20 protein-coding genes are annotated in these 22,253 nt (G+C 69.9%); 9 read left to right on the top strand and 11 right to left on the bottom strand.

What is annotated here, in order from left to right:
- Window positions 1-87 precede the first annotated feature (87 nt).
- Window positions 88-1,026, bottom strand: a complete 939-nt coding sequence (locus tag R4P08_RS08985) for an IclR family transcriptional regulator (protein ID WP_317813454.1) — start codon at window positions 1,024-1,026, stop codon at window positions 88-90.
- 167 nt (window positions 1,027-1,193) lie between these two features.
- Here R4P08_RS08985 and cysD point away from each other — a divergent pair, with 167 nt between their 5' ends.
- The 4 genes from cysD to R4P08_RS08965 all read left to right on the top strand — a co-directional run bounded on the left by cysD (window position 1,194) and on the right by R4P08_RS08965 (window position 6,300).
- The gene (cysD, locus tag R4P08_RS08980) at window positions 1,194-2,111 is read left to right on the top strand and encodes a sulfate adenylyltransferase subunit CysD (RefSeq protein ID WP_317813453.1); all 918 of its coding nucleotides are present in this window, start codon (window positions 1,194-1,196) and stop codon (window positions 2,109-2,111) included.
- Window positions 2,111-4,006 carry a sulfate adenylyltransferase subunit CysN gene (gene cysN / locus R4P08_RS08975; protein WP_317813452.1) on the top strand — a complete coding sequence of 632 codons (1,896 nt, stop codon included), beginning with the start codon at window positions 2,111-2,113 and terminating at the stop codon, window positions 4,004-4,006. Before cysD ends, cysN begins: the two co-directional genes overlap by 1 nt.
- 4 nt (window positions 4,007-4,010) lie before the next feature.
- A complete protein-coding gene (locus tag R4P08_RS08970) occupies window positions 4,011-4,922 on the top strand; it encodes a sulfite exporter TauE/SafE family protein (RefSeq protein WP_317813451.1) in 912 nt (303 codons plus the stop codon).
- A gap of 115 nt (window positions 4,923-5,037) precedes the next feature.
- Window positions 5,038-6,300, top strand: a complete 1,263-nt coding sequence (locus R4P08_RS08965) for a cation:proton antiporter (protein WP_317813450.1) — start codon at window positions 5,038-5,040, stop codon at window positions 6,298-6,300.
- 40 nt (window positions 6,301-6,340) lie between these two features.
- Here R4P08_RS08965 and R4P08_RS08960 read toward each other — a convergent pair whose 3' ends face one another.
- The 3 genes from R4P08_RS08960 to R4P08_RS08950 all read right to left on the bottom strand — a co-directional run bounded on the left by R4P08_RS08960 (window position 6,341) and on the right by R4P08_RS08950 (window position 9,085).
- Window positions 6,341-7,480 (bottom strand): NAD-dependent epimerase/dehydratase family protein, encoded by a 1,140-nt coding sequence (locus R4P08_RS08960; protein ID WP_317813449.1) that lies wholly within the window; start codon window positions 7,478-7,480, stop codon window positions 6,341-6,343.
- Between the two features lie 110 nt (window positions 7,481-7,590).
- Complete coding sequence (locus R4P08_RS08955) at window positions 7,591-8,073, bottom strand: Rrf2 family transcriptional regulator (RefSeq protein WP_317813448.1); 483 nt, start codon at window positions 8,071-8,073, stop codon at window positions 7,591-7,593.
- Between the two features lie 82 nt (window positions 8,074-8,155).
- The gene (locus R4P08_RS08950; protein WP_317813447.1) at window positions 8,156-9,085 is read right to left on the bottom strand and encodes a sulfite exporter TauE/SafE family protein; all 930 of its coding nucleotides are present in this window, start codon (window positions 9,083-9,085) and stop codon (window positions 8,156-8,158) included.
- A gap of 419 nt (window positions 9,086-9,504) precedes the next feature.
- On the opposite strand from R4P08_RS08950, the gene R4P08_RS08945 reads away from it, so the two are divergent.
- Complete coding sequence (locus tag R4P08_RS08945; protein ID WP_317813446.1) at window positions 9,505-10,317, top strand: 3'(2'),5'-bisphosphate nucleotidase CysQ; 813 nt, start codon at window positions 9,505-9,507, stop codon at window positions 10,315-10,317.
- 111 nt (window positions 10,318-10,428) lie between these two features.
- Here the strand turns inward: R4P08_RS08945 and R4P08_RS08940 are convergent, their stop codons facing one another.
- Complete coding sequence (locus R4P08_RS08940) at window positions 10,429-10,824, bottom strand: hypothetical protein (protein ID WP_317813445.1); 396 nt, start codon at window positions 10,822-10,824, stop codon at window positions 10,429-10,431.
- 155 nt (window positions 10,825-10,979) lie between these two features.
- Here R4P08_RS08940 and R4P08_RS08935 point away from each other — a divergent pair, with 155 nt between their 5' ends.
- Entirely contained in the window at window positions 10,980-12,053 is a 1,074-nt protein-coding gene (locus tag R4P08_RS08935) for a YihY/virulence factor BrkB family protein (protein ID WP_317813444.1), read from the top strand.
- A 14-nt stretch (window positions 12,054-12,067) separates the two neighbouring features.
- Here the strand turns inward: R4P08_RS08935 and R4P08_RS08930 are convergent, their stop codons facing one another.
- The 6 genes from R4P08_RS08930 to R4P08_RS08905 all read right to left on the bottom strand — a co-directional run bounded on the left by R4P08_RS08930 (window position 12,068) and on the right by R4P08_RS08905 (window position 18,875).
- Window positions 12,068-12,667 (bottom strand): TetR/AcrR family transcriptional regulator, encoded by a 600-nt coding sequence (locus R4P08_RS08930; protein WP_317813443.1) that lies wholly within the window; start codon window positions 12,665-12,667, stop codon window positions 12,068-12,070.
- Between the two features lie 118 nt (window positions 12,668-12,785).
- Window positions 12,786-14,324: an acyl-CoA synthetase gene (locus R4P08_RS08925; protein WP_317813442.1), complete on the bottom strand. Its 1,539-nt coding sequence runs from the start codon at window positions 14,322-14,324 to the stop codon at window positions 12,786-12,788.
- A gap of 31 nt (window positions 14,325-14,355) precedes the next feature.
- Complete coding sequence (locus R4P08_RS08920; RefSeq protein ID WP_317813441.1) at window positions 14,356-15,513, bottom strand: acyl-CoA dehydrogenase family protein; 1,158 nt, start codon at window positions 15,511-15,513, stop codon at window positions 14,356-14,358.
- Between the two features lie 84 nt (window positions 15,514-15,597).
- Window positions 15,598-17,100, bottom strand: coding sequence for a TRAP transporter large permease (locus R4P08_RS08915; RefSeq protein ID WP_317813440.1), 1,503 nt, complete (start codon window positions 17,098-17,100; stop codon window positions 15,598-15,600).
- Window positions 17,093-17,629 carry a TRAP transporter small permease gene (locus tag R4P08_RS08910; RefSeq protein WP_317813439.1) on the bottom strand — a complete coding sequence of 179 codons (537 nt, stop codon included), beginning with the start codon at window positions 17,627-17,629 and terminating at the stop codon, window positions 17,093-17,095. Before R4P08_RS08910 ends, R4P08_RS08915 begins: the two co-directional genes overlap by 8 nt.
- A gap of 25 nt (window positions 17,630-17,654) precedes the next feature.
- A complete protein-coding gene (locus R4P08_RS08905; RefSeq protein ID WP_317813438.1) occupies window positions 17,655-18,875 on the bottom strand; it encodes a C4-dicarboxylate TRAP transporter substrate-binding protein in 1,221 nt (406 codons plus the stop codon).
- Between the two features lie 309 nt (window positions 18,876-19,184).
- Between R4P08_RS08905 and R4P08_RS08900 the strand changes: the two genes are divergently transcribed.
- From R4P08_RS08900 to rfbA, 3 genes are read left to right on the top strand one after another with little or no spacing between them, the layout of a single operon-like run.
- The gene (locus R4P08_RS08900) at window positions 19,185-20,246 is read left to right on the top strand and encodes a YihY/virulence factor BrkB family protein (protein WP_317813437.1); all 1,062 of its coding nucleotides are present in this window, start codon (window positions 19,185-19,187) and stop codon (window positions 20,244-20,246) included.
- A 40-nt stretch (window positions 20,247-20,286) separates the two neighbouring features.
- Window positions 20,287-21,324 carry a dTDP-glucose 4,6-dehydratase gene (rfbB, locus tag R4P08_RS08895; protein ID WP_317813436.1) on the top strand — a complete coding sequence of 346 codons (1,038 nt, stop codon included), beginning with the start codon at window positions 20,287-20,289 and terminating at the stop codon, window positions 21,322-21,324.
- Entirely contained in the window at window positions 21,321-22,202 is an 882-nt protein-coding gene (rfbA, locus tag R4P08_RS08890) for a glucose-1-phosphate thymidylyltransferase RfbA (RefSeq protein ID WP_317813435.1), read from the top strand. The genes rfbB and rfbA overlap by 4 nt, the downstream gene beginning before the upstream one ends.
- Window positions 22,203-22,253: the final 51 nt, after the last annotated feature.

Genomic DNA, 22,253 nt, shown 5'->3' with positions numbered 1-22,253 from the left:
AGACCACCTCCGTAGTTGCAGGGGGTGTGACGCACACCATACCCATTTCAGGGCGGGCGCCGGCTGTTCAGGGCGGGAGCCGGCAGGTCAGGGGTTCCGGGCGGCGTGGGCCGGGTGGACCAGGTGTGCGGGGAGCGGGGCCGGGCGAGCGGGGCGCGGATGCGCGGCCAGCCGGGCCGACACCGCGTCAGCGCACTCGGTCACGGCGTCGACAGCGCGCGCGACGGCCCGCCCGGTCATCCGCCGCCCCGGTGTCACGGCCACCGATCCGATGGCCCGGCCGTCAGCGCGCAGTACGGGTGCGGCCACCGAGGCGATCGCGAGATCGGCGGCGGCGAGGAGTTCGGCGTCGGTCACGTCGATCTCGGACAGTTCGACGAACAGCTCGGAGACGCGGTCGCGCACCAGGGCGCCCACGCCCGAGGACTCCAGCGAATCGGCCATCCGGAGCAACTCGCGACGGGCGGGGGTGAGCCGTTCGATGGACCAGCCGCGCCGAGCGACCTGCGGGAGTACCAGTTCCAGCCGGTCCCGTGCCGCCGAGGTCACGCCGCCCGAGTCCGCCAACCAGCGACGTTGGTCGTTCGCCGACAACCTGGCGGCCAGCTCGCGGGCGAACGGTGCCCGGACGGGGACCACGTGTCCGACCGGCATCGTCCCCCTGGACGCGGTCCGCATCCCCGCGCCCACGGCGTCGACCACCTCGGCCATCCCGTCGCGGACCTCAAAGACGACGGCGGCGATCCCCGTCGCGTCGACCAGTGCCTCGAGGGGTTGCCGGGCGGCGCGCACCAGGTCGACCCCGATGGACAGCGACTCGCCCACCGCCCGCATGCGGGGCCCGGGCCGCCACCCGCCGGCGATCTTCTCGGCCCAGCCCGCCGCCTGCATCTCGGCCAGCACCGCGTGGAGCGTGGACCGACTGGCCCCGGTCCGCCGCGCGAGTTCGGCCAGCGGCAGCGGAGGGCCGTCGGTGGCAATCGCCTCGATCACCGCGAGCACGCGATTCGTTGGTTCGTGTCGCATAGTCGACACACTATGTCGGTAATACGACAACCGGGGCGTGATTCACGTCAGCGAGATGGAAATCAGCCCCCCGGGGGCGCACGATGAGTCGAACCCCTTGGTAGACAGTTCTGTCTATCGAGCGCCGTCCCCGTCCGTGAGGGCCGGCCCACGACACTGGAGGTCGCATGACGACGAGAACGGCGGTGACGCTCTCGCACCTCGATGCACTCGAGGCCGAGTCCGTTCACATCTTCCGCGAGGTAGCCGCGCAGTTCGAACGACCGGGGATGCTCTTCTCCGGCGGCAAGGACTCCGTGGTGATGTTCCACCTGGCCCGCAAGGCGTTCTGGCCCGCGCCGATGCCGTTCCCCCTCATGCACGTCGACACCGGGCACAACTTCGACGAGGTCATCGAGTACCGGGACCGCGTGGTCGCCGAGACCGGCGTCCAGTTGCTCGTGTCCTACGTCCAGGACGACATCGACGCCGGCCGGGTGATCGAGGAGACCGGTGTCGGCACCAGCCGCAACCGCCTCCAGACCGCGGCCCTGCTGCGCGGAATCCAGGAGAATCGCTTCGACGCCGTCTTCGGCGGTGCCCGCCGCGACGAGGAGAAGGCCCGCGCCAAGGAGCGCGTGTTCTCCTTCCGTGACGCGTTCGGCGCCTGGGACCCCCGTGCGCAGCGCCCCGAGCTGTGGAAGCTCTACAACGGTAATCACCGCAAGGGCGAGCACATCCGCGTGTTCCCGCTGTCCAACTGGACCGAGCTGGACATCTGGCAGTACATCGAGCGCGAGAACATCGACCTGCCGCCCATCTACTACGCGCACCAGCGCGAGGTGGTGGAGCGCGACGGGATGCTGCTGGCCAAGACCCGTTTCCTCGAAACGCTCCCGCACGAGGAGCCCCGCACCGAGCTGGTCCGTTTCCGCACCGTCGGCGACGCCACCTGCACCGGCTGCGTCGAGTCCGACGCCGCCGACAACGCCGCCGTGGTGGCCGAGGTCGCGGGCACCCGCGTCACCGAGCGGGGCGCCACCCGCGCCGACGACCGCATCTCCGAGGCCGGCATGGAAGACCGCAAGAAAGAGGGCTACTTCTGATGACCACCGCGACAACTTCCTCGGCGCTCACCACCGAGCAACTCCACACCATGTCCGAGACCGCGCAGCTGCTGCGCATCGCCACCGCCGGGTCCGTGGACGACGGCAAGTCGACCCTCATCGGCCGCCTGCTGTACGACTCCAAGGGCATCTTCGAGGACCAGCTCGCGGCGATCGAGGCCACCTCGGCCAAGCGCGGTGACGAGTACACCGACCTGGCGCTGCTCACCGACGGCCTGCGGTCCGAGCGGGAGCAGGGCATCACGATCGACGTGGCGTACCGCTACTTCTCGACCCCGCGGCGCAAGTTCATCATCGCCGACACCCCGGGTCACGTGCAGTACACGCGGAACATGGTCACCGGCGCCTCCACGGCCGACGTGGCGATCATCCTCGTCGACGCCCGCAAGGGGGTGCTCGAGCAGACCCGCCGGCACGCCTTCCTGTCCGCGCTGCTGGGCATCCCGCGCCTGGTGGTGGCCGTCAACAAGATGGACCTGGTCGACTACGACGAGGCCACCTACGAGGCCATCCGCACCGAGTTCACCGATTTCGCCGCCAAGCTCGAGGTGCACGACGTCACCTTCGTGCCGCTCTCCGCGCTCCGGGGCGACAACGTGGTGGACAAGACCGACACCATGCCCTGGTACACCGGGCCCGCGCTGCTGGACCACCTCGAGCACGTGCACATCGCCTCGGACCGCAACCTGACCGACGTCCGGTTCCCGGTCCAGTACGTGATCCGCCCCCAGCGCGCCGACGGCCTGGACCACCGGTCCTTCGCCGGGACCGTCGCCGGGGGGATCATCAAGGTCGACGACGACGTGGTGGTCATGCCGTCCGGTCGGCAGTCCACGGTCAAGGCCATCTGGGGCCCGGGCGGGGCCGAGCTGGACGAGGCGGCTGCACCCGCGGCCGTGACCATCGCGCTGAACGACGAGATCGACATCGTCCGCGGCGAGATGATCGCCCGTCCCGGCAACCGCCCGCACCAGGGCACCGAGTTGGAGGCCATGGTCTGCTGGTTCGCCGACGAGACCACCCTGAGCGCCAACAAGCGGTACATCGTCAAGCACACCACCCGCGACACCAAGGCCGTGGTGACGAGTCTGGAGTACCGACTCGACATCAACTCCCTGCACCGCGACCCCAAGTCCACCGAGCTCGGGCTGAACGAGATCGGGCGCATCGCGCTGCGCACGCAGACCCCGCTGATGTACGACCCGTACCGCCGCAACCGCGACACGGGCGCCTTCATCCTCGTGGACGAGCTCACCGGGAACACCGTGGGCGCGGGCATGATCATCGGGCCCGCCACCACCGGGTCCAACGTGGTCTGGCACGCCGGCGCCGTCCAGCGTGGCGACCGGGGACAGGGCCGCACGCTGTGGCTCACCGGGCTCTCGGGCTCCGGCAAGTCCACCATCGCCTCGGAGGTGGAGCGGCTGCTCATCGAGTCCGGGCACCCCGCCTACATCCTCGACGGGGACAACCTGCGGCACGGCCTCAACGCCGACCTCGGGTTCTCGGCCGATGACCGGGCGGAGAACATCCGGCGCACCGCGGAGGTGGCGGCGCTGTTCGCCGACGCCGGCGTCGTCGTCGTCTGTTCTCTCATCTCCCCGATGCGCTCCGACCGCGACAAGGCGCGCAGCGTCCACGCCGCGGCAGACCTGCCCTTCACCGAGGTCTTCGTGGACACCCCCCTGGCGGAGTGCGAGGCCCGCGACCCCAAGGGCCTGTACGCCAAGGCACGCGCCGGCGAGATCCCCGAGTTCACCGGTGTCTCGGCTCCGTACGAGCCGCCGCTGACCCCCGACCTGCACATCCGTCCCGAGGACGGCACCGCGGAAGAGGTCGCTCAGCGGATCGTCAGCACGCTCCTGGGGATCTGAGCTGGTGCCCGAGGTACTCCTGAGCTACGAGTCCCTGGGGCTGCTCGTCGTCAGCGCCGTGATCGGCGTGGTGATCGGTCTGACGGGGATGGGCGGCGGTGCGTTGATGACGCCCGCGCTCATCCTCGTGGGCATCCCGCCGACCGCCGCCGTGGCCAACGACCTCGTGGTCAACGCGGTCAACAAGGTCGTCGGGGCGGGCGTGCACTGGCGGCACGGCAAGCCCAATCTCAAGATCGCGTTCTGGCTGGTCCTGGGCTCGGTGCCCACGGCGTACCTGGGGGCCTGGCTCGTCCACGCCATCGGTGCTGACGACGTGCAGGGCCTGCTGAAGAAGGCCATCGGCGCGACGCTGATCGTGGCGTCGTCGGCCTACTTCCTGCGGGCCTTCTTCGAGATGGCAGGCAGGATCCGGACCGGCGACGACCCCGACCCTCCGGTCAAGCCGCTCATCACGCTGCTGGTCGGTGTCATCGGTGGGCTGATGGTGGGCATCACCTCTGTGGGCTCCGGCACCGTGATCATGATGTGCATCATGCTGCTGTACCCGACGCTGGCCGCGCTGCGACTGGTCGGCACCGACCTCGTGCAGGCGGTCCCGCTGGTGATCGCGGCGGCGATCGGGCACGTGATGGTCACCGGCGTCGACTGGAACCTGCTGGTGCCGCTGATCCTGGGCGGATCGATCGGCACGTTCTTCGGTTCGCGCTTCGCCAGTCGGGTCCCGCAGGGCCTGATCCGGCGGGGCATCACGATCGTGCTGGCGGTGACCGCGTCCGCGATGCTCGGGGCGTCGCCGGCCCTGATCGGCGCGATCGCGCTGGTGCTCGTGGTGGGGGGCCCGCTGGTGTGGCGGGTGTTGGTGCGCCGGTACTCGGCTCACCTGGACCGGTCGCCCGCGCCCGCCCGGACGTGAGTCCCGCCCGCGGCTGAGTCCCGCCGCGGCGGAGTAGCGGATTCTCATGGTCCAGCGGGGCCCCCGGGCGTCGGTGCGGTGGCGCAGGGGTCCCCCCTGCGGCCACACTTCTGCCGTGGCTAACACCGACCTCATCTACGCGGTCATCGGAGCGGCGCTGCTGATCGGGTCGATCCTGCCCCAGCTGCTCCGCGAGCGGGTCCTGTCCGCGCCCATCGTGGTGGTGGGCGTGGGCATGCTCATCGGCTGGCTCATGCCCAACGAGTCGCAGCTGGTGGACGTGATCGAGCACGCCGAGCTGGCCGAGCGGATGGCCGAGATCACCGTGATCGTCGCGCTCTTCGGCGTCGGCCTGGCGCTCGATCGTCCGCTGTCCTTCCGCGGCTGGACCACCACCTGGCGCCTGCTCGCCATCGGGATGCCGCTGTCCATCGCCGGGGTCGCGGTCCTGGGGTGGTGGGTCCTGGGTGTGACCCCCGCGGTCGCGATCCTGCTCGGCGCCGTGCTCGCCCCGACCGACCCGGTCCTCGCCTCCGATGTGCAGGTGGAGGGGCCGGGGAAGGGGGAGGGGGACGACGACGAGCATGACGAGGCCCGTTTCGCCCTCACCTCCGAGGCGGGCCTGAACGACGCGCTCGCCTTCCCCTTTGTCTACCTCGCGATCTACCTGGCCACCAAGGGGCCGCCGACGGAGTGGATCTGGACCTGGTTGGCCTGGGATCTCGTCGGCAAGACGGTCATCGGGGCCGTGGCCGGCTGGGCGATCGGGCGAGTCGTGGGCGTGGCCCTCTACCGCGTCCACATCGGTGATCATCGACTGGTCGGGTACGTCGAACCCGCGGCGGCGGTGGCCACGTTGACGCTCGCGTACGGCGTCGGCGAACTGGTGGGCGGGTGGGGTTTCCTCGCCGTGTTCTGCGCGGCGCTCGGCGTCCGGGCGGTCGAGCGCACCAGCGAGAAGCACGCCCGCTTCCACGAGTTCATCGAGTACACCGAACACCTGCTCACCCTGCTGGTCCTGCTGGTGATCGGGGCGTCGTTCATCTCGGACGCGGTCTTCCGGCTGGAGTGGTCGCACGTCGCGGTGGCGGCCGGCGTGCTGTTCGTGATCAGGCCCCTCACCGCCTGGATCGCCCTCCTCGGGGACGGGCGGCTCGTGCTCCCGGAGCGCCTGTTCGTCTCGACATTCGGAGTCCGGGGCGTGGGTTCACTGTTCTACCTCTGCTACGCCATGGGCTACTTCTCCGAGGACGACGGCTGGTCGCTCTGGCCGGCGGTCTCCCTGGTCATCGTCGCCTCCATCGTCCTGCACGGTGCGGCGGCGTCCCCGGCCATGACCGCGCTCGACCGCTACCGTCGGCGCACCAAGGCGACCTGAGACCACGTCGCCCGGAGACGACACCGGTGACGGCGCGGCGTCAGGGCTCCCGGCGGACGTCCACCGGTCCGCCGCGGCGCAGCCCGGCCAGCGCGTCGCGCAGGGTGCGGCGGCGCAGGGGAGCCGACGACCCGGAGCGTCCGGCGACGATGCCGTCGACCACCTCGTGGAGTGCCCGATCCGCCGGGACCCGCGGCGACCATCCCAGCACGTCCCGGGCCCGCGAGGTGTCCATGAGGGGTGCCGCGAAGGCGAGGTCGACCCACCCCGGTGACAGCGGCTGCAGGTGCAGCCGCCAGCTCAGGGCGACCAGCAGACGCAGCACCCGGTGCGGGACGTGGACCGGCCTCGCCCCGAACTCGCGCGCCAGGGTCTGCCGCGTCACCGGCGGCTCGGCGGCCACGTTGAACGCACCCTCGTGACCGGAGGTCGCCGCCAGCGCGAGCGCCTCGGCCATGTCGTCGCCGTGCAGGATCGGCACGGCGAACCGCCGGTCCAGCGGCAGGACCGGCAGGAGCCGGAGGAACCTCGCCGGGGTCACGGCCGGGGTGAAGTACCGCAGCAGGCCCGAGGCGGCCTCACCGTGGACGATGAACCCGGGCCGGACCCGCGCGATCGTCGGCGTGCCGGGGTGGTCGAGTTCGTGGCGGTCGAGCAGTTCCTCGGCCGCGGCCTTGTCGTGGTTGTACACCGAGGTCGGCACGCCGCCCCGGGCCGCGCCCTCGGTGACCCGGGCGCGCTCGGAGATCCCGGGCCCGCCGTCGGAGACCGGGGCGTAGACGCCGACCGAGGACTGGTGCACCAGGTGCGGCACCCCGGCCAGCCGGCAGGCCTCGACGACCGCCGTGGTGCCCCCGATGCCGAGTCGGTGGTGGTAGTCGGGGTCCCGGGTGGGTTGGAATCCCCACGCCAGGTGGATGACCGCGTCGGCCCCGTGGAACACCTCGACGAGGTCGGCCGCGCTCGCGGAGGACAGGTCCACCGAGTGCCACTCCGCCGAGTCGTACGGGTCGGTGGCGGGCGGGATGCGACGACACACGCCGACGACGGAGTGACCGTCCGCGACCAGGCGGCGGAGCAGGGCGGTGCCCACGTTGCCGCTCGCTCCGGTGACGACCAGGCGCATCGGCCGTCCCCCTCGTGGCTCGGCTCCGGGGTCGGTCTCGGCAGGGTCCGTCATCCGTTCATGGTGGGCGCATCGTGCGCGGGACGCATCCGGTCGGGCCTCACCAGTCAGCGGGCCCAACCAGTCAGCGGGCCCCACTCGCGGTCAGCGGTCCGCACCCGGGTTCAGCGCGGTTCCCACGCGTCGCTGTCGAGGGTGAGCTCGTGGACGTCCCCCGGCAGGTGTCCGGCGGCCAGATCAGCGATCGTCACCGCGTCCATCACCCGGCGCAGCGCGGCCCGGGAGGCGATCCACACGTGCTGCAGGACCGCCGCGCGCTCGTTGTAGTCGACCGCCTCCGGGCGCACGTCGTAGACGCTGACCAGCGGGCCGTCGACCGCGCGCAGCACGTCCGCCACGGTGATCTCCGCGGCGTCCCGGGCGAGGGTCCAGCCGCCGGTCTTACCCCGCCGACTGGCCACGATCTCCGCCCGCCGCAGGTCCGACAGGATGGCCTGGAGGAAGCCGTGCGGGATGTCCTGCAGCCGCCCCAGCTCCTCGGCGCTCACCGGGTTCTCGCGTGGCCTGCCGGCAGGGTTGTCGCGCTGGGCCGTGGCGAGTTCGACGAGCGCACGCAGCGCGTAGTCCGATTTCGCGGTGACCCTCATGGGAGACAGTCTCCCAGAGGGGCCGCCGGGCGCGCGAAGCGACGGGCTCGCCGGCCGCCGGCTCTGCTGGACGGCTGACCAGTCAGGCAGGGGCGTTGACGCCGGCCGGGGTCGCGGTGGGCCCGGACGGGCTGCTGCCGGCCTCGTCGTCGTCCCGGGCGGCTCGCTCCACACGCACCGCCCAGGTGATCAGGGCGATCCACACGACGAGCAGGGCGATCAGAACGGGATTGGTGAGGGAGGCGGGCACCTCGGCCCACAGCAGCAGGGTGCGGGCGTTGGTCACCACGATCAGGCCGCCGGCCGCGGTGCCGAGCACGCGCGCGGGCAGGTGCTTGACCAGCCAGGCCGCCAGCGGCGCCACGATCACGCCGCCGATCAGCAGCGCCAGCGCGTATCCCCATTCGATCCCCGCCGCGCCCAGGCCCAGGAGGAACCCGAGCGAACCGCCCACGGCCACCACGAACTCCGAGGTGTCGATGGAGCCGACCACCTTGCGCGGCTCGACCCGACCCGAGGACAGCAGCGAGGTGGTGCCGACCGGGCCCCAGCCGCCGCCGCCGAGCGAGTCCAGCGTGCCGCCGACCAGCCCGAGCGGGACCAGGAAGCCCGTGCGGACGCGCCCCTTGAACTCCGGCCGTCGCCCGCCCAGCGCGAGGAAGCGGTAGAGCACGTACAGGCCGAGCGTGAGCAGGATCGCGCCGACGACCGGCTTGGCCACCTCGGCGGGGAGGTTGGAGAGGATGGTGGCCCCGAGGAACGCGCCGATCGCGCCCGGCACTGCCAGGATGCGCACGATCCGCCAGTCCACGTTGCCCAGCTTGTGGTGCGAGATGCCGGACGCCAGGGTGGTGCCGATCTCCGCGAAGTGCACGGAGGCCGACGCGGCGGCGGGGGCGATCCCGGCCGCGACCAGCAGCGTCGTGGACGTCACGCCGTACGCCATGCCCAGGGAGCCGTCGATGAGTTGGGCGATGGCGCCGACGACGCCGAGCACGATGAGTGTCTTCACGAGCGCTCCCATTTCCTTGTGTGTGGACTAAGTAGACCAACACAGTAGACATAAGGGTCGCGGCATGTCTAGACAGACCTGTCTGGTCGCCTGGATGTGGGAGAGCTACACATAAGAAATTCATGACATGATGAGTTTCTTCGTGCCGGCTCGGGGCCGGTGCTGCAAGGACCGGAGGAGCCCAATGAACGAGGTCGGCGAGCGGTCGTGCGTTGTCGAGGAAACGACTGACGGGGCCCGATGGGAATGTCGTCGCTGCAATGCGCAGAGCGGTACCCTCCCGTCGCGTGGGGCGGCCCGCGTCGCGGCCGATGCCCACCGCTGCCCGGACGAGCCGGCGCGCGTCGTGCGGGAGTACGGGAGTGGCCGCCGTCGGGGCCTGCGCTCACGCCGTCGCTGAACCTCCTAGTGTGGAGAGCATGGCAACCTCATCGCGCTCCACGGATCAACAGCTCGCCGTCGAACTGGCCGCCGACGCCGGGCGCCTGCTCGTGGAACTGCGCACGTCCGGTCCCACGAGGCGCGAGCTCGGCGATCTCGGGGACCGCCGCGCCAACACGCTGATCCTGGACCGGCTCGCCGCCGAGCGGCCGGGCGATTCCGTGCTCTCCGAGGAGTCCCGTGACGACCCCTCGCGCGTCGACGCCGACCGCGTGTGGATCATCGACCCCGTCGACGGCACCCGCGAGTACGGTCTCGGCGACCGCCCGGACTGGGCCGTCCACGTGGCGCTGTGGGAACGCTCGGGGGATCCGGCCCGGTCACGGCTCACCGCCGCCGCGGTGTCGCTGCCGGCGCTCGGGGTGGTGTTGGGGGTCGACGACGACGAGGTCTACGCCGCTCCCGTGGGCAACAGCGGGGTGGACGGGGGAGGCCTCCTCCCGCCACGCTCGGGTTCCCGGCCGCGGATCGTTCTGTCGGCCACCCGCCCGCCGGCGTTCGCGGAGGCGGTCGCCCGGGCGGTGGGCGGGGATCTGGTCCCGCTGGGCTCGGCGGGCGCCAAGGTGGCGGCCGTCGTCCGCGGCGAGGCCGACGCCTACATCCACGCCGGCGGGCAGTACCAGTGGGATTCCGCCGCGCCGGCCGGGGTCGCGCTCGCCCGCGGGTTCGTGGCACTGCGGGTGGACGGTTCGCCGCTCGAGTACAACGTCTTCGACACGTACCTGCCCGATCTGGTGGTGTGCCGGGCCGACCTCGCCGACGCCGTGCTGGCGGCCATCGCCTCGGTGTGAGTCGCCGGGTCCGACCGGCACCACGCGTGTCTCACAGTGCCCGCCTCGCGACGCGCGACGGCCCGGCCCCGTGGTTGCCGGGCCGGGCCGTCTGTGGCGACGAGCGGGTGCCTACCTGCTGGTGACGAGCGCGCCGGCGATGGCGGCCATGAACGCGTCCTTGGCCAGGCTCATGCCCTCCTGGGTGGGGCGGATGCCGTCGGACTCGGTCATCGCCGGGTTGCGGAAGTACATCGCGAGGAGGCCGGCGGAGAAGGTGCCGAGCGCTGCGCCCGCGACCCGCGGCGAGACCACCGGCGTGAGCAGTGCCGCGCCGATGCCGATCTCGGAGTAGGCCACGAACTTGCCGAACATGTCCGGCGTCATCTTGGCGACCTGCGGCACGCCGGTGGCGGCGAAGCCCTGGAGGCCCTGGGCGGCCTCGGTGGGCAGGTTGCGCTTGGACAGCCCTGAGTTGAGGACGAAGGCGCCGGTGACTCCGCGGAGGATGGCGTTGGACAGACTCATGGTGATCTCCGATGGTTGGCGTTGTGACTAGTTGCTGACGTGACACTTCGGTGACGTGACACCAATAAGGCTAACGCATAAATCGCCGCAGGCAATCCCGCGGAGACGCCCGACACAGGATGCGCACACGACCCGGCGGTGGAACAGTCTCAGGTATGAGCACCAGCAACCGTGACATCGCCAACAAACCGGACCCGGACACCGACCCCGACGCCGGTAAGCCCGAGTCCCCGACCTCGCTCAAGGGCGGCACCTGGAAGATCGGCCTCAAGCGGGCGGCGGGGGAGTTCTCCAAGGACCAGTGCACCGACCTCGCCGCCGCGCTCACCTACTTCGCCGTGCTGTCGCTGTTCCCGGCGCTTCTCGCGGTGGTCTCCCTGCTCGGCGTGTTCGGCCAGGGCCAGGCCACCGTGGACGCCGTGATGGAACTGCTCGAGGGCGCCGCCCCCGAGGAGACCCTCGCCGCCCTGCGCGGGCCGATCGACGCCCTGGTCAACACCCCTGCGGCCGGGATCGCCCTGATCACGGGTCTGGCGGGCGCGCTGTGGACCGCCTCCGGGTTCGTCGGCGCGTTCGGCCGGGCGATGAACCGCATCTACGAGGTCGAGGAGGGGCGACCCTTCTGGAAGCTCAAGCCCGTCACGCTGCTCCTCACCGCGGTCCTCCTCTTGTTGGTGTGCCTGGCGGGCCTGATGCTGGTGGTCAGCGGGCCGATCGCCGAATGGGTGGGTGACCTCGTGGGCCTCGGCTCGACGGCCGTGACCGTGTGGGGCATCGCCAAGTGGCCGGTGCTGATCCTCGTCGTCGTCGTCATCCTGGCCGTGCTCTACGGTTTCTCACCCAACGTCAAGCAGCCGAAGTTCCGGTGGATCTCCGTCGGGGCCATCGTTGCGCTGATCGTGTGGGCGGTCGCCACCGCCGGGTTCGTCTTCTACGTCTCCAACTTCAGCAGCTACAACGCCACGTACGGCTCGCTGGCCGGCGTCATCGTGTTCCTGCTCTGGCTGTGGATCACCAACAACGCGCTGCTGTTCGGGGCGGAGGTCGACGCCGAGGTGGAGCGGGCCCGCGAGCTGCAGGCAGGGCTGCCCGCCGAGGAGACCATCCAGCTGCCGCCGCGCGACACCACCGCCAGCGACAAGGCGGAGGGGAAGCGACAGAAGACGATCGACGACGCCGCTGACGTCCGGCGCGAGGCCCAGGTCGAGCAGGCCCGCAACCACGACTGACCGCGTCACGGGGGTCAGGAGGTAGGAGCGTCGGCGTCCCGGTGGTAGACCACGCGCAGGGCGATCTCCTGGTAGCGGCGCACGATCTCCTCGACCGCCAGGTCGCCGTCCGGCTCGTACCAGTGGGCGATCGCGTTGCACATGCCCAGGATGGACCGGTAGGAGTCCTCCGGGTACGGGGTGCGGAACTCGCCGCTCTCGACGCCGTCGGCGACCGCTCGGCGCAGTGGTTCACTGGACCGGCGCTGCCGCTCGCGGTAGGCGGCGAGATGCTGCGGTTCGAGGTTGCGGGTCTCCGTCTGGACCAGCTGGGACTGCTCCTGCTCGAGGGTGCGGAACCGGACCAGCGAGGCGACGTAACCCAGCAGGCGGCCGGTGGGGGTGGAGTCCTTGGCCTCGAACTCCTCGGCGACGCGACCCTCGAAGGAGTCCATACCCGCATTGAGCATGGCCGCCAGCAGTTCCTGCTTGCTGGAGTAGTGGTAGTACATGGCAGACAGGCTCACCCCGGTCTTCTGGGCGATCGATCGGATCGAGGCGCCCCCGTAGCCGCGTTCCACGAACTCGCGGCGGGCGACCGCCAGGAGATCGTGTTGCACCGAGCCGATGGTCATCGTCGATCCTTCCGAGTCACTGTCCGCAGAGGGGCCCGCTTCTCCGTCACGTGACCGGGACATAATCTACTCAGCCGCCCGGACGGCCCGGTAGCTCGGCCGCCCGGACGGCCCGCGGTCAGACGGTCGCGTCGAGGCGCCCCTTGACTAATTTCCCGGTCTGGGTGCGGGGGATGACCTCGGTGAACGCCACCGTGCGGGGACACTTGTAGCGGGCGATCTTCTCGAGGCAGTGCTGCTTGATGCGCTCGGCCGCCTCGTCGGTCGGCTCGATGCCCGGGGCGAGCTGGACCACGGCCTTGACGGTCTGGCCCATCACCTCGTCCGGGACCCCGATCACCGCGACGTCGAGGACGTCCGGGTGCACGGCGATGCAGTTCTCGATCTCCTGCGGGTAGATGTTGACCCCGCCGGAGATGATGGTGAACTTGGCCCGGTCGGTCAGGTACAGGTACCCGTCCTCGTCGAGGTGGCCGATGTCGCCGAGCGTGGTCCAGTTCGGGTGGTCGGGATGACGCGTCTCGGCGGTCTTCTCCGGATCGTTGTGGTACTCGAAGGAGTAGTCGTCGCGCTCGAAGTAGATCCACCCGTCCTCGCCCGTGGCCAGGTCCGCGCCGAGCTCGTCGCAGATGTGGACGATGCCTGAGGAGCCCGCTCCGACGCGGCCGACGCTGCCGGGTTTCCGCAGCCATTCCTCCGGAGAGATGGTGGTGGCCCCGTTGGACTCGGTGGACGAGTAGTACTCGTAGATCACCGGGCCCCACCAGTCCAGCATGGCCTTCTTGATCTCCACCGGGCACGGCGCGGCGGCGTGGATCGCGAACCGCATCGACGACACGTCGTAGGACTCCCGCACCTCCCGGGGCAGGCGGAGCATCCGGATGAAGTGGGTCGGGACCCACTGGCTGTGCGTGACCCCGTACTTCTGCATCCCGGCCAGGCAGTTCTCCGGGTCGAAGCGGTCCATGAGGATCACCGTGCCACCGTGGGCCTGCGCGCCCGTGGCGTACCGCAGGGGCGCGGCGTGGTAGATCGGGGCGGGGGACAGGTAGACGGTGTCGTCGTCGAACCCGTAGTTGCGCTTCATCCGCGCCGTGAGGGACGGGCCCGGCTCGTCGCCCACCTGGGCTCCGTCCATCGCCGGCTTGATGCCCTTCGGGCGGCCGGTGGTGCCCGAGGAGTAGAGCATGTCCGCGCCGCGCGGCTGATCCGCCGGCGGGGTGGTGGGCAGGGCGGCCATGGTGGTCTCGTAGTCGAGGTGGCCGGGGATCTCGCCGGCAAACGCGAGCCGGTGCTCGACGTGCGGCGTCTGCTCGACGATCGCCTCACCGAGCTCGGCGAGAGGGGCCGAGACGAGCAGCACCCGGGCGCCGCTGTCCGCGACGATGTAGGCGACCTCGTCGGTGGCCAGGTGGGTGTTGACCATCGTGAAGTACAGGCCGCAGCGCATCGCGCCCCAGTACAGCTCGAAGACGGTCGCGTCGTTGACGGAGAGCGCGGCGATCCGATCGCCCGGCTGCAGCCCCCGGGCCCGGAGCCAGTTGGCGAACCGCGCCGAACGCGCCTCGAGCTCGGCGTAGGTGATCACGCGGCCGGTGGCGTCCTCGATGACGGCGGGCTTGTCCGGTGTGGTCGCCGCCCATTTTCCTGGGTACATGAATGTCCTCCTGTGGCGGGTGTGCGGAGCGTCAGAGCCCGAGGCTCTTGGCGATGATCGTCTTCATGACCTCGCTGGTTCCGCCGTAGATCCGGGAGACGCGGGTGTCCGTGTAGAGGCGGGCGATGGGGTATTCGGTGATGTAGCCGTACCCGCCGTGCAGCTGCAGACACCGGTCGATCACGCGCGCGGCCATCTCGGTGGCGTGCAGCTTGGCCTTGGCGGCGTCCGGCACGGTGAGCTCACCCCGGTCGAGCAACTCCAGGCAGTGGTCCACATAGACCCGCGCCACCTCGACCTCGGTCGCGCACTCGGCCAGCACGAACTTGGTGTTCTGGAAGGAGGAGACGGGCTTGCCAAAGACCACGCGTTCGCGCGTGTACTCGGTGGCCAGGCGCAGCGCGGCCTCGGACTGGGAGACCGCGTTGAGCGCGATGCTCAGGCGTTCCTGCGGGAGGTTGTGGGTGAGGTACGAGAAAGCCGCGTCCTTCTCGCCGAGAAGGTTCTCGGCCGGGACCTTGACGTCGTTGTACGACAGCTCGGCGGTGTCCTGCTGGCGCAGGCCGATCTTGTCGAGCTTGCGGCCCACGGAGAAGCCCTCGGAGTCGGTGGGGACGCAGAGGATGGACAGGCCGTGACGGCGGTTGTCCGGGTCGAACGGCGAGGTACGGCAGACCGTGAGGATCATGTCCGCCGTCACGCCGCCGGTGATGAACGTCTTGGCACCGTTGACCACGTAGTGGGTCCCGTCGGCGCTGAGCTTGGCGGTCGTGGCGATGTTCGCCAGGTCCGACCCGGTGCCGGGCTCGGTCATCGCGATGGCGGTCATCAGGTCGCCGGAGGCGAAGCCGGGCAGCCAGCGCTGCTTCTGCTCCGGCGTCCCGTATTCGAGGAGGTACGGCAGGATCAGGCAGCAGTGCACCGTGTAGGAGCCGAAGGACACGCCCGCGCGGGCGACCTCCTCGAACACGATCGCGCTGTACTTGAAGCTGGTCTCGCCGCCGCCCTCGAACTCCTCGGGGACCTGGACACCCAGGATGCCCAGCTCACCGAGTTTGCGGAAGAACTCGCGCGGGGGGTGGCCGAACTCGTCCCACTCCTCGCGGTGCGGGGCCACCTCCTTGGCGATGAAGTCGCGCACCAGCTGGCGGAACTCGTCCTGCTCCTGGGTGAAGATCGTCCGTTGCATTGCTACTCCTGGGGGCTCGGATTACGGGCTCGGGTCACGGGCTGGGTTTCTGGCCGCGGCGGGTGGCGGATGGCGGTGACCCGGTCACTCCGCGGCGGAGGTCTCGGGCAGCCAGAGGGCGATATCGGGGAAGAAGATCAGGGCGACGAGGATCACGGCGCTGGTGACGACGAACCAGGACACGCCCTTGAACACGTCGGACAACCTGATCGTGACCCCCTGGTTGACCTCGGGGTTCGTCGCGATCCGGTGGACGATGTAGCTGAGCATCCCGATGGGCGGCGTGACCAGCGCGAGCTCGACGAGGATCACCATGAACACGCCGAACCACAGCAGGCTGATGTCAAAGGTCTCGAGCACCGGCATGAGGATCGGCACCGTGAGCAGGATCATCGCCAGGCCGTCCATGAACATGCCCAGGATGAGGAACACGAAGATCAGCCCGATGAGGAACAGCGTCCGGCTCAGGCCGAGCGAGGTGATGGTCTCGGTGATCCAGTCGGCGACCCCGGACAGCGCCACCACGCGGGTGAGCACGTGCACGCCCATGAGGAGCAGGAAGATCGAGGCGACGCCGGCCGCGGTCTCGCGGAGCGACGTCAGTACGGTCCGCACCAGGTGGCCGACAGACCGGTCGTCACCGAACAGCCACCCCAGCAGGATCGCGGCGATCGCGCCGAAGGCGCCGGCCTCGGTCGGCGTGAAGATGCCGGTGTACATGCCTCCGATGATGAGGATGAGGATGAGGGTCACCGGGGTGACGTCCACGAGGGACCGGAACCGTTGTCCCCACGTGTACTGGACCGTGGACCTGGGCGCGAGGGTCGGGTCGATGGTGCACCTGACGACGATGAGGGCGCCGTACGCCACGGCCGTGAGCAGTCCCGGGACGAGCGCGGCGAGCAGCTGCGGACCGACCGGCGTCTCGGCCACACCGGCGTAGATCACCAGCACCACGCTCGGCGGGATGAGCATCCCGAGGGTGCCGGACATCGCGACGACGCCCGTGGCGAGCGACGGCTTGTATCCGGCGCGCAGCATCTCGGGGATGGTCGTGCGACCCAGCGCGTAGGAGATGGCGATGGAGCTGCCGCTCGAGGCGGCCAGTCCGGCGCCGGCGAAGTTGGTCGAGACCGCCAGTCCGCCGGGCAACCGGCCGAGCCAGGCCTGGGCGGAGGTGAACAGCTTGCCGGTCAGGTTGAACCGGCCCATCGCCACGCCCATGAGGATGAAGAGCGGGATGACCGACAGGCTCCAGCTGGCGGCGGAGGTGAACGGGACGTCCTCGAACGTCACGGCGACGGCGCTGGTGCCCGCGAGCTTCCACAGGCCCACCGCGCCGGCACCCATGATCGCGATGCCCACGTGGATACCGGAGACCATCGCGACGATCGACAGCAGGATGGTCAGGACGCCGACGACCGTGTCCGGCAACTCCGGGGTGAACAGGATGACCGCGGCGATGACCAGCGAGAAGCCGAAGTTGCCCCAGTAGGCCCGGATGAAGTTGCGCTTGGGCTCCGGGGTGTGGAGATCGTCGGTGCGCGCGAGGCCGGTGTGGTCGGTGACGAGGGTGGTGTCAGACATCGGAGTTCCTCGGACGGTCGTTGATCAGCAGGCTGATGATCGACATCAGGAGCTGGAGGGCGAACAGGGCGAATCCGATGGCGAGGAGGATCTTCACCGGCCAGATCGGGATGGTGATCGCCCCGAGGGCGACCTGCTGGACCTCGACGGCGAAGACGGCCGCGGTGATCGAGTAGTAGGTGAGGGCCGAGACGAACAAGAACATCAGACCCTTGACGATCAGGTCCGACCACCATTGGGAGACGGGGTCCAGGTACTGGGTGAGGATGGTGGCGTTGATGTGCTCGCCGACCTGCTCCGCGTACCCCATGGCCAGCATCACGATGAGGACCATCGACCAGTTCTGGGTGATCTCCAGCGTGCCGGACAGAGGGGTGCCCGTGAGGTTGCGGGAGGTGACGTCCGCAGCGATGTGCAGGGCCATGAACAGGGTGACGAGCCCCGCGATCACGGCGCACGCGTACAGCACCCGGGCCAGGGCCCGCTGCCCCGGAACGCGCCGCTCCGTGTCGGTGGTGGTGGTGTCCATCATGTTCTCCAACTGCTCAGAAGGGTCAGGGCGCGGTGCGGTCGAAGATCTCGGACCGGACGGTCTGCTCGAAGGGGGCCAGATCGATCTGGACCGACTTCGGGTCCTGCGGGATCTCGGCGAGGGCCGGGTCGTCGTACCCCATGTCCTCCAGGCGCGTCTTCCAGTCGGCCATGATCTGGCGGTATCGCTCGACGGTGCCCTGCGGATCTTCGAGGTCGTCGGGTGCGCGGTCCGGCAGGGTGCGCAGCGACTCCTCCTGGTAGGCCTCGAGGGTGGCCTTGACCTCCGGGTCAACGTCGTAGAAACTCACGCCCTTGCCCGCGCCCTCGGCGAGGAGTCGCTGGTTCAGGATGATCCCCTCCGACCGGAGGTACCCGTCGAACCACGTCTGGCGGGCGTCGTCGATGACCTTCTTGGCGTCCTCGGGGAGCTCGTCCCAGACGTCCTTGTTCATGATCACGTACTGCGTGTAGCTCGAGAACGGGATGTCGACGTAGTGCTTGGCGACCTCCCACAGGCCGAGCGAGATCATGATCTTGCCGTTGGCCAGGGAGCAGTCGATCACCCCGCGCTGGAGGCCCTCGTAGATCTCGCCGGTCGGCAGGGTCACCGGAACCATCCCCAGGGCCTCGATCTCGCCGTAGTTGAAGGCGCCGCCGCTGCGCACCCGCTTGCCCTTGGCCTCCTCGAGGCTGTTGACCGGGTCCTTGCACACGAGGTGGTAGTTGGTCGACGGGGTCCAGGTGAACAGGAGCTTGATGTCCTGGTCCGAGAACTGCTCCTCGATCAGTGGCTCGGTGAGCGCGAACTCGTTGCCGCCGGCGAAGGCCTGCATCATGCCGAGCGGGTACTCCGGCTCCACCACACTTGCCATCTGGCTGGTCCAGTCGGTCATGGGGAACTCGGACGGGTAGTAGCTGGGGGTGAACATCCCCATGTCCACGATCCCGCCGCGGACCCCCTGCGCCATGTCGGCGCCCTTGACCAGGCTGCCGCCCCAGTACTCGTCAAAGGTGATCTTGCCGCCGGACTCCCTCTCGACCTGCTCTTCGAAGGCGTGGAACGGTCCTGCAGAGGAGACCGTCGTGTAGTCGCCGTACCGCAGCGTGATCGGTTCCATCGTCTCGAGGCTGTCGCCGGTGATTCTGTGGCCGCCGGAGCAGCCGGTGGCGGCGAGCGCTCCGATCATCGTCAGGGCGAGCGCCGCGCGTCGGGCCACGCGGCTTCGGTTGCTGCTGGGCATCGGGGATCCTTCTGGTTCCGGGCCGGGCGCTGGGAAGAGGGGCGTCCGGGGTCCTGATGGATGGCCTGAGGGGCGGGTTGAGCGGTCGCGCGACTGCGGCGGAGGTGTAACCCGCGTCACGTTTCGAACGTTCGTTAAGTTAGTGGCAACCGGGAGTGTTGTCAATAAATTGATTGTCAGAGATTCGCCGCCGCGCTGCGCACCCCCTGATCCCGGTTCACAACCTCGCCTTGGGTCTCGTTCATGGCGGGAGCTCGTCGCCGAGCGCGCCCGACGCGGGATCGGCGCCTACAGCGGCACAATCAGGGGATGACCAAGTCCGATGGGCCCGCAGCGACTGCGCGCAGACGACTGCGGACCCTCCGGCTGGTGCTCGTGCGGTCGGTCACGGAGTTCCTCCGCGATCGGGGCCCGGATCTCGCGGGCGCGCTCACCTTCTACGGAGTGCTCTCGCTGTTCCCGGCGATCCTCGTGGTGATCTCGCTCCTGGGCGTGCTGGGCCAGGGCACCCGGACCGTCGACGCGATCATGACCCTGCTCTCGGACGTCGCCCCGCCGGAGGTCCTGGACCCGATCCGCGGGCCCGTCGAGGTGCTGGTCACCACGCCCGCCGCCGGGACCGCGCTGGTCGTCGGATCGGTGATCGCCCTGTACACCGCCTCGCGGTACGTGTGGGCGCTCGGGCGCGCCATGAACACCGTCTTCGGCGTCGACGAGGGCCGACCGCTGTGGAAGCTGCTGCCCGAGTGCCTGCTGCTCACGGCCCTGCTCATCGCGCTCGTCGTGGTCGGCGGGTTGGCGCTGGTGTTCACCGGGCCGGTCGCCGAGACGGTGGGTGGGTGGATCGGGCTCGGCGACACCGCGCTGTACGTGTGGGGGTTGGCCCAGTGGCCCGCCGCGCTGGTGTCGGCGCTCGCGGCGCTGGCGATCCTCTACCGCTTCGCGCCCAACGTATCGGGGCGTCGGTTCCGGTGGATCTCGGTGGGGGCGACCGCCGCGCTGGCGATCCTGGGTGTGGCCACCGCAGGCTTCAGTTACTTCGTCTCGCACTTCGGCAACTTCAACCGGGTCTACGGCTCGCTCACCGGGATCATCGTGTTCCTCCTGTGGCTGTGGCTGGTCAACATGGCGGTCGTCTTCGGTGCGCGACTGGACATCGAGGTGATGCGCGTCCGCCAGCTGCGGGCGGGGATCGCCGCGGAGGACTCGGTTCAGGTGACCCCCCGCGACACCAGCGCCTACAACGCCCACACCCGACGCCGCGAGACGATGCTCGCCGCCTACCGGGACCTGCGCCGAGCGCCGACCGAGGGCGGCGGGGCTGACGCGGCGGAACGTGGCGCGTACCCGGGGGCCGACGACGACGGGTAGCCGGCGGGGGCGGGCCGAGCGCGGCGGTAGGGTTGGGCCCATGCGCCTCGTCGTCACCGGGGGAGCCGGGTTCATCGGCGCCAATTTCGTCCGCACCGTGGTCCGTCAGTTCCCGGACGCCCACGTCACAGTGCTGGACTCCATGACCTACGCCGCCAACCGCGCGAGCCTGGCCGACCTGCCGTCGGACCGGGTGGAGCTGGTGGAGGCCGACTGCGCCGACACCGCCGCCACGGACCAGCTGGTCGCCGGGCTCACCGGGCCGGGCGACGCGGTCGTGCACTTCGCCGCAGAGAGCCACAACGACAACTCGCTGGCCTCGCCAGGAGCGTTCGTGCACTCCAACATCGTGGGGACCTACGCCGTGCTGGAGGCGTGCCGCCGCCACGACGTGCGCCTGCACCACGTGTCCACCGACGAGGTGTACGGCGACCTGCAGCTGGATGATCCGGCCAAGTTCACCCCGGACACCGCCTACAACCCGTCGAGCCCCTACTCGGCCACCAAGGCCGGGGCCGACATGTTGGTCCGCGCGTGGGTGCGCAGCTTCGGGGTACGGGCCACCATCAGCAACTGCTCCAACAACTACGGTCCCTACCAGCACGTGGAGAAGTTCATCCCCCGGCAGATCACCAACATCCTCTCCGGCCACCGCCCCCGCCTCTACGGCAGCGGAGCCAACGTCCGGGACTGGATCCACGTCAGCGACCACAACTCCGCCGTCCTGCGGATCCTGGAACGCGGCGAGCCCGGCCGCACCTATCTCATCGGCGCCGACGGCGAGCGCTCCAACCTCCAGGTCATGCGCATGATCTGCGAGCTCATGGGCGTCGGCGGCAGCGACACCGCCGGGGGGGATCCCGGTTTCGACCACGTCACCGACCGCCCCGGCCACGACCTGCGGTACGCGATCGACTCCACCGCGACCCGCGAGGAGCTGGGCTGGCAGCCGCAGCACACCGACCTGCGCGAGGGGCTGCGCCAGACCATCGACTGGTACCGCGACAACCGCGACTGGTGGGAGCCGGTCAAGGCCCGCGTCGAGACCAGGTACGCGCAGACGGAGAGGGTGCTGTGAAGGGGATCATCCTGGCCGGCGGGAGCGGGACCCGGCTCAGGCCCCTCACGCTGGCCACCAGCAAGCAGCTCATGCCGGTGTACGACAAGCCGATGATCTACTACCCGCTGACCACGCTCATGCTCGCCGGCATCCGAGAGATCCTCATCATCACCACCCCCCAGGACGCCCCGCAGTTCCGCCGGCTACTCGGCGACGGCAGCCAGTTCGGCATCACCCTGAGCTACGTCGAGCAGGCCGAGCCCGAGGGCCTGGCGCAGGCGTTCGTGCTGGGAGCCGACCACATCGGCAGCGAGCCGGTGGCGCTGGTCCTGGGCGACAACATCTTCTACGGCCCCGGCATGGGCACGCAGCTGCGGCGGTTCTCGGACCCCGACGGCGGAGCAGTGTTCGCCTACCGGGTCTCCAACCCGAGCGAGTACGGGGTGATCGACTTCGACTCCGACGGCCGCGCGATCAGCCTCGAGGAGAAGCCGGAGAACCCGTCGTCGGACTTCGCCGTCCCGGGTCTCTACTTCTATAGTTCCGACGTGGTGGAGGTGGCCCGGAACCTGGGGAAGTCGCCGCGCGGGGAGTACGAGATCACCGACATCAACCGCCACTACCTCCGAGCAGGGCGGCTGCAGGTGGAGGTCCTCCCGCGCGGCACCGCCTGGCTCGACACCGGCACGCACGACTCGCTGCTCGACGCCGGCAACTACGTCCGGACCATCGAGGACCGGCAGGGCCTCAAGATCGGCTGCCCGGAGGAGGTGGCGTGGCGGATGGGGTATCTCGACGACGACGAGCTGACGGAGCGCGCCCACGCCCTCAGGAAATCGGGATACGGCTCTTACCTCCTCGACATACTCCGTCGCGAGATGGGCCGGCAGCGGTGAGCGCCGGCGATACCCGTGATCCCGGGTCGGACGGGCGCGAGCCGTACCGCT

The organism is Rhodococcus sp. IEGM 1408, from assembly GCF_033142235.1.
GTDB lineage: Bacteria > Actinomycetota > Actinomycetes > Mycobacteriales > Mycobacteriaceae > Dietzia.
This window is presented reverse-complemented; position numbering and strand designations above follow the sequence as displayed.

Bases quoted from the DNA above. Each gene is read 5' to 3' on its own strand.
- R4P08_RS08985 (WP_317813454.1), bottom strand. From the start codon at position 1,026: ATGCGACACGAACCAACGAATCGCGTGCTCGCGGTGATCGAGGCGATT.
- cysD (WP_317813453.1), top strand. From the start codon at position 1,194: ATGACGACGAGAACGGCGGTGACGCTCTCGCACCTCGATGCACTCGAG.
- cysN (WP_317813452.1), top strand. From the start codon at position 2,111: ATGACCACCGCGACAACTTCCTCGGCGCTCACCACCGAGCAACTCCAC.
- R4P08_RS08960 (WP_317813449.1), bottom strand. From the start codon at position 7,480: ATGACGGACCCTGCCGAGACCGACCCCGGAGCCGAGCCACGAGGGGGA.
- R4P08_RS08955 (WP_317813448.1), bottom strand. From the start codon at position 8,073: ATGAGGGTCACCGCGAAATCGGACTACGCGCTGCGTGCGCTCGTCGAA.
- R4P08_RS08945 (WP_317813446.1), top strand. From the start codon at position 9,505: ATGGCAACCTCATCGCGCTCCACGGATCAACAGCTCGCCGTCGAACTG.
- R4P08_RS08940 (WP_317813445.1), bottom strand. From the start codon at position 10,824: ATGAGTCTGTCCAACGCCATCCTCCGCGGAGTCACCGGCGCCTTCGTC.
- R4P08_RS08935 (WP_317813444.1), top strand. From the start codon at position 10,980: ATGAGCACCAGCAACCGTGACATCGCCAACAAACCGGACCCGGACACC.
- R4P08_RS08930 (WP_317813443.1), bottom strand. From the start codon at position 12,667: ATGACCATCGGCTCGGTGCAACACGATCTCCTGGCGGTCGCCCGCCGC.
- R4P08_RS08925 (WP_317813442.1), bottom strand. From the start codon at position 14,324: ATGTACCCAGGAAAATGGGCGGCGACCACACCGGACAAGCCCGCCGTC.
- R4P08_RS08920 (WP_317813441.1), bottom strand. From the start codon at position 15,513: ATGCAACGGACGATCTTCACCCAGGAGCAGGACGAGTTCCGCCAGCTG.
- R4P08_RS08915 (WP_317813440.1), bottom strand. From the start codon at position 17,100: ATGTCTGACACCACCCTCGTCACCGACCACACCGGCCTCGCGCGCACC.
- R4P08_RS08910 (WP_317813439.1), bottom strand. From the start codon at position 17,629: ATGGACACCACCACCACCGACACGGAGCGGCGCGTTCCGGGGCAGCGG.
- R4P08_RS08905 (WP_317813438.1), bottom strand. From the start codon at position 18,875: ATGCCCAGCAGCAACCGAAGCCGCGTGGCCCGACGCGCGGCGCTCGCC.
- R4P08_RS08900 (WP_317813437.1), top strand. From the start codon at position 19,185: ATGACCAAGTCCGATGGGCCCGCAGCGACTGCGCGCAGACGACTGCGG.
- rfbB (WP_317813436.1), top strand. From the start codon at position 20,287: ATGCGCCTCGTCGTCACCGGGGGAGCCGGGTTCATCGGCGCCAATTTC.